We start from the raw sequence: 6,039 nt of genomic DNA, 5'->3' as shown, positions 1-6,039 counted from the left end.
GCGCCCGCACACACCCGCTCGGGCGTCGCGCACTACCTCGCCGACGACGAGGACGACGCGCTCGACTACGCGCGCACGCTGATCGGCTTCCTGCCGGACAACAACCTCGCCGAGCTCCCGCTGTACGAGACCCCCTTCGAGTTCGAGACGACGGATGCCGATCGGGCGCTGAACACCGTCATCCCCGACTCGCCGAACCAGCCGTACGACATCCACACGGTGATCGACGGGATCGTGGACGGGGCCGACTTCCTCGAGGTCCAGCCGCTCTTCGCGCCCAACATCGTGATCGGGTTCGGCCGCATCGAGGGGCGCACGGTTGGAATCATCGCCAACCAGCCCTCGCAGATGGCCGGCACGCTCAACATCGACGCCGGCGAGAAGGCCTCGCGCTTCGTGCGGTTCTGCGACGCGTTCTCGGTGCCCATCGTGACGCTCGTCGACGTTCCCGGCTACCTGCCCGGCACCGACCAGGAGTGGACCGGCGTCATCCGCCGCGGCGCCAAGCTCCTCTACGCCTACGCCGAGGCCACCGTCCCGCTGGTGACCGTGATCCTCCGCAAGGCCTACGGCGGGGCCTACATCGTGATGGGCTCCAAGCAGCTCGGCGCCGACATCAACCTCGCGTGGCCCACCGCGGAGATCGCCGTCATGGGCGGTCAGGGCGCGGTGAACATCCTGTACCGCGGCGAGATCAAGCGCGCCGAGGAAGCCGGCGAGGACGTCGCCGCGGTGCGCACCCGCCTCGCGAACGAGTACACCTACAACGTGGCATCCCCGTTCCTGGCCGCCGAACGCGGTGAACTCGACGGCATCATCGAGCCCGCCCAGACCCGCGTGTCGATCGCCAAGGCGCTGCGGGCGCTGCGGAACAAGCGGGCGAGCCTGCCCGCCAAGAAGCACGGGAACATCCCGCTGTGAGCGACACCGCACCCGCTGACGCCTCCGAGGCGGTCGCCCGCGTCGTTCGCGGCACGCCGACGCCCGAGGAACTCGCGGCGGCGATCGTCGTGGTCAGCGAAGCGTATGCGCGAGAGACCGCGGATGCCACCGCGGAGGAGGGCTCCGCGCGCTCCCGCTGGGAGCTTTCCGCGCGCGGACTGCGCACCCCCCTGAACCGCGCGGCGGGCTGGCACGCCTTCACCGGCTGACTGTCCCCCGAAATACCTACAGACGCCGCGAGACCGTTCGCGAATACTGGAGGAGCTGGAACGCATCACGCGTTCGGTCGGGCCGCTCCATCGAGCCGGTTCCGGCCACCGCGGACGGTTTTCGGGTAGCCGTTTGCATGGGTGAGGGGCAGGCATTGCCGCCCCTCACCCCTCATTTTTCGCACTCTTCCCCGGATGCAGAAACCCGAACGAGCCCCCTCGGCTTCCTGCCGAGGGGGCTTCTGGTTCCGGCGTGGCGGGTGGGCGGTCAGTGGGGGCGACGGATCTCGCGCCAGAGATCCACGTCGTCCTCGTCCGCACCGGCTCCGACGGTCGCTCGGCGACCGACCACCGTCACGACGATCTCGTGGTGCGGCGAAGAGCGGATGATCACGCGCTCGGAGGTGGCTTCGCGCACGATCCCCGCGAGTTCGGCGCGAATGCCCTCCAGCGCGGAAGGGGGCAGGTCCTCCAGCCCGCCCTCGTCGAACAGCATGACGATCATGCCGCGCCGACGTGCCGCATCGATCTCCGCGCGCACGCCGTCGTCCAGGAGACGCGGACTCCGCAGCTCGTCACGGAGACTCTGCTCCGCCAGCCGAGCGGTGGTCTTCTCGCTCGGACGCAGGTTGCCACCCGTCTCGATCGTCCGGCCGAGCACCGGGCCGGCCACATGGAGCGCTCGCTGCACGTGCAGCCGGCGCTCGCGCTGACGCCCGCTCTGCGACGCCTGCCACGCCGAGGCCGCCTGCTGCAGCTCGGAGAGCTCTTCGGCGTCACGCGCGACCCGATCGAGAGCGACCGTGATGAGCTGCGCGGCCGCCACCCAGACGAGAGAACCGACGAGCCCGAGACTCAGGGCCGAGAGAAGGCCCAACCACACGGACGCGGACAGCGCCAGGAGGCCCGTCCCGATCCACGCCACAACCGGGCGGCGGCGCACCATCACGACCGTCATCAGCGCACCGATGCCCCCGATCACCCACGTGACGAACGGCTGGGCCCGGCCCGCCTCGCTGACCGCGGCGAACGCGGCGTTGGGGACGACGGCGGCCGCGAACAGCGCCAGCGCGATGGCCCAGCGCGGCGGGGAGAGCCGCTCATCCGCCTCCGCATCACCGGGCTCGGGGATGCGTCGGCGGGTCGGGAGGAGGACCCACACCCACGTGATCGGCAGATAGATCACGAGCGCGGCGATCAACAGCCAGCCGCGCTCGACCGTCTCGGGCAGCGTCCACAGCAGGCTCCGGGCGGCGAGGTAGGCCGTGAAGGCGAGGGCGATGCCGGAGAGGATGGAGCGGACGGTCACCAGCGGTCCCCGCTCTCCCACTCGAGGGTCACCGTGGTGCCCGCGGGCGACGAATCCACGCTCGAGCGACCGCCGACAGCCGTCACGCGCGCGATGATCGAGCCTCGGATGCCGAGCCGATCCGCCGGGATCGCGTCGACGTCGAAACCGCGACCCGCGTCGCGCACGCGGATCGTCACGCCGCCCGGATCGGCCGAGCCCATGACCTCCACCGAGAGCGCGGCGGCATCCGCGTGCTGCACGGCGTTGGCGACGGCCTGCATGGCCGCGAGCACCAGCGCGCGGGCGACGCGGCCCGGGACGCGGGGAGTCCCGTCCGGCACGCGCCGGACCACGACGAGCTCGACGCCGAAGTCGCGCGCGGACTTCTCGATGTCGTCGGCGAGGGCCACGGCATCCATCGGCTCGTCACTGCCTTCGAGGGCGTCCTTCTCGGCGTTCGCCAGCCGGGTCAGGGCCTCGCGCGCCATGCTCACGGCGAGAGTGCGTTCGCGCGGGGTGGCGGCGCGCTCCGCGGCGAGCAGGGCACCCAGGACGCTGTCGTGCATGAGGGCGGCGACGGCGACGCGTTCGTGCTCGGTCGCGGCGGTGGCCGCCGCCGACGCGTAGCTCGCGACGGCCCGCGTGCGGGTCTCGTCGACGTTCGCCGCGATCGACCGGTACATCCACGTCAGCGTGACCAGGACGCTGCCCAGCAGCAGCGCGAAGGACACGTCGAGAGCGACGGGCAGGAGGAACTCGGGGCGACCGCCCGCCTGCAGGAGCCGCACCACGCCGAACAGCAGCGGAGCGGCGACGGTCCACGCGACCTGCAACGGCAAGGGGAAGGCGACGACCGTCGCGACCGTGGCGACGTTGATGAGGTAGAAGATCCAGGGGTTCTCGGTCGGCGACGGCGCCTGTCCCCCGGCCGTCGCGAACGGCCACAGCACCAGCGCCACCATGAACAGCACCGCGAACAGACCGGAGAACAACTGCGCAAACCGATTGGCCGCACACGCCACGACCATCGCGACCAACGGCACGAACACACCGACCACCAGCGGGAGGTGCCACCCCGCAGCCTCGTCGCTCGGGCCGAAGGCCGCGACGAACGCCTGGACCCCGAGGACCAGGCACGCCGGGCCGACCAGCAGCGTGATGACGCGCTCGATCCGCTTCTGAGTGAAAGAGCCGGGGTCGTCGCTGGTCTCGCGCGTATGGGGGATGCGTGCCCACGCCTCGTCGAGGACGGAGCGGTCGACGTCAGGCATCGCGGGGCGTCTCGGGCGTCTCGTGGAGGATGCCGTCCTCCATCGCCCGCCGCAGCAGATCGACCTTGGTCGGGGCGGGCCGACCCACCTCGACGTACTTCACACGCACACGGGTGATGTTCTCCTTGGCCGTCGAATACGCCACGCCCAGGCGCTCGGCCACGGCCTTGAGCGGGAGCCCGGCGGCGTACAGCCGCAGCACCTCGCGCTCGCGCGCCGACAGCTGCGCGTCGGCGAACTCGCGGTCTCCGTCGACCGCGCTGGCCCACTCGACGTTGTCGAGCAGCTCGCCGCGCGCGACGGTGTCGATCGCCGCGAGCACCTCGTGGGTGGGCGAGGACTTGCTCACGATGCCCGCCGCACCGGCGGCGAGCGCCTCGCGGACGGCGGCCGGGCGGTCGGCGACGCTGTGGATGATGACGCTCGACCCGTCGCGCACGACCCGGTCGACGTTCTCGGACACGGTGGTGCCGTCGCCGAGAGTGAGGTCGAGCACGACGACGTCCGCCGGAGCCTCGCCCGCGGAGCGGCGCCAATCGAGGTAGGCGGCGACGTTCGCACCCGAGGACACCACGTCGAAAGACCCCGTCTGAGCGAGCGCGGCCTCGAGGCCGAGTCGGACCGATTCATGGTCATCGATGAGGGCGACGCGCGTCATCCCCTTATCGTATCCGCGCTGCCCTCTTCCGAACGGGAGTCCACATCCCCCGATCGGCGGGTCATCGACGGATCATCGGCGCGTCACCGGCGCAGGGCGACGACGGCTTCGACGTGATGGGAGTTCGGGAAGAGGTCGAGGCCGTGCACGCCCCCGTCGGCCCGGTAGCCGTGGACCGCGAACGTCGCGAGATCCCGGGCGAGCGCGACCGGGTCGCACGCGACGTAGACGACCGTCTGCGGCGCCAGCGCGGCGATGCCCTCGACGACCTCGCGGCCGGCTCCCGCCCGCGGCGGGTCCAGCACCACGACGCCGCGCGAGAGGCGTTCGCGCTCGCGCTCGGACGCATCGGCACGCAGACGGCCGACGTAGCGGTCGACACGGGCCGTCTCGGCGCGCGCGCCGACCCACTCGGCGAGGTTCTCCCCCGCGTGCTCCGTCGCCCGCGGGTCGCTCTCGACGCTCACCACGCGCGTGGACGCACCGCCGAGGCCGCCCAACGTCGCCGCGAAAAGGCCCACGCCCCCGTAGAGGTCGAGGTGGATGGCATCCGGATCCAGGTCGCCCGCCGAGGAACGGATGCGATCCGCGACCGCCTCCGTGAGGGCGCCGGCGGCGAGGCGGTGGACCTGCCAGAACCCGCCCGCGTCGACGCGGAAGGAGCGGTCGCCGACGCGCTCCTCCACGACCTCGACCGGCCCCGTGGATCGGGCGCCGTCCGGACGCGGCAGCACGCGGACGCGGCCGTCGGCCGGCTGCACGAGGTCGATGCGGCCCTCGGCGGCGCCGCGCAGCTCGGCCGCCACGCGGGCGAGGTCGGGGGTGGCGAGCGGCAGGTCGGGGGTCTCGACGACGCGGTGGGAGCGCGGCGCGAACGGGCCGACGCGTCCGGCGTCGTCGACGTGCAGGCTCACGCGGGTACGCCAACCGGTGCCGTCGGCGGTCTCGTCCGGACCGGCCGGACGCACCTCGACGGGCAGCTCGAGGCGGCCGACGCGTTCAAGGGATTCCCGGATGACGCGCTCCTTGAGGGCGCGCTGGTGCGCGAGCTCGATGTGGCCGAACTCCGCGCCGCCCACCCGGTCGTCGGGGGCGCGGTCGATCGCGGCCGACGCCCACACGTGGGGGCGCCGCTCGGGAGCGGCGTCGAGGACCTCGAGGGCCTCGGCGCGCCAGAACGCCTTCTTCCGCGTGTCGGTGAGCCGCACCCGCACGCGTTCGCCCGGGAGCGTATCGGGCACGAAGACGACACGGCCCTCGTGCCGCCCGACGAAGATGCCGCCGTGGGCGACTCCGGTGATGTCGAGATCGATGAGGTCGCCGTTCTGCATCCCCTGAGCCTGTCACACGGCGGCACCCCGGGGCCGCGCCGTCGGTAGCGTGGACGCATGCGCGTGTGCCTGGCATCCACTTCTCCCGCCCGTCTGATGCTTCTCCGGCAGGCGGGCATCGAACCGGAGGCCCGCGCCCCGCAGGTCGACGAGGAGGCCGTGATCGCCGAGGTCGAGGCCGCGGAAGGGCGCACCCTCCCCGCCCCGGAACACGTGCTGCTGCTCGCGCGGCGCAAGGCGGCGGACGTGGCGGAGCGGCTCCGCGTCGACGAGCCGTCGTTCGACGGCTTCGTCATCGGCGGCGACTCGATGTTCGCGCTCGGCGACGAGATCCTGG

General features: G+C 72.3%; 7 protein-coding genes. 3 read left to right on the top strand and 4 right to left on the bottom strand.

What is annotated here, in order from left to right:
- Window positions 1-921: acyl-CoA carboxylase subunit beta (locus tag I5G_RS04755; protein WP_022878034.1), on the top strand; the 921-nt coding region annotated here is incomplete at its 5' end.
- Window positions 918-1,151: an acyl-CoA carboxylase subunit epsilon gene (locus tag I5G_RS04750; RefSeq protein ID WP_022878033.1), complete on the top strand. Its 234-nt coding sequence runs from the start codon at window positions 918-920 to the stop codon at window positions 1,149-1,151. The genes I5G_RS04755 and I5G_RS04750, both read left to right, overlap by 4 nt.
- A gap of 268 nt (window positions 1,152-1,419) precedes the next feature.
- Here I5G_RS04750 and I5G_RS04745 read toward each other — a convergent pair whose 3' ends face one another.
- The 4 genes from I5G_RS04745 to I5G_RS04730 form a co-directional block, all read right to left on the bottom strand.
- A complete protein-coding gene (locus I5G_RS04745; RefSeq protein WP_026095652.1) occupies window positions 1,420-2,460 on the bottom strand; it encodes a hypothetical protein in 1,041 nt (346 codons plus the stop codon).
- Entirely contained in the window at window positions 2,457-3,713 is a 1,257-nt protein-coding gene (locus tag I5G_RS04740) for a sensor histidine kinase (protein ID WP_022878031.1), read from the bottom strand. The genes I5G_RS04745 and I5G_RS04740 overlap by 4 nt, the downstream gene beginning before the upstream one ends.
- Entirely contained in the window at window positions 3,706-4,371 is a 666-nt protein-coding gene (locus I5G_RS04735) for a response regulator transcription factor (protein WP_022878030.1), read from the bottom strand. The genes I5G_RS04740 and I5G_RS04735 overlap by 8 nt, the downstream gene beginning before the upstream one ends.
- Window positions 4,372-4,454: 83 nt before the next feature.
- On the bottom strand, window positions 4,455-5,702 hold the full coding sequence (locus tag I5G_RS04730) for a class I SAM-dependent RNA methyltransferase (RefSeq protein WP_022878029.1): 1,248 nt from the start codon (window positions 5,700-5,702) through the stop codon (window positions 4,455-4,457).
- Window positions 5,703-5,759: 57 nt separating this feature from the next.
- Here I5G_RS04730 and I5G_RS04725 point away from each other — a divergent pair.
- Window positions 5,760-6,039: Maf family protein (locus I5G_RS04725; RefSeq protein ID WP_022878028.1), on the top strand; the 280-nt coding region annotated here is incomplete at its 3' end.

The sequence above is a fragment of the Microbacterium sp. B19 genome (assembly GCF_000333395.1).
GTDB lineage: Bacteria > Actinomycetota > Actinomycetes > Actinomycetales > Microbacteriaceae > Microbacterium.
This window is presented reverse-complemented; position numbering and strand designations above follow the sequence as displayed.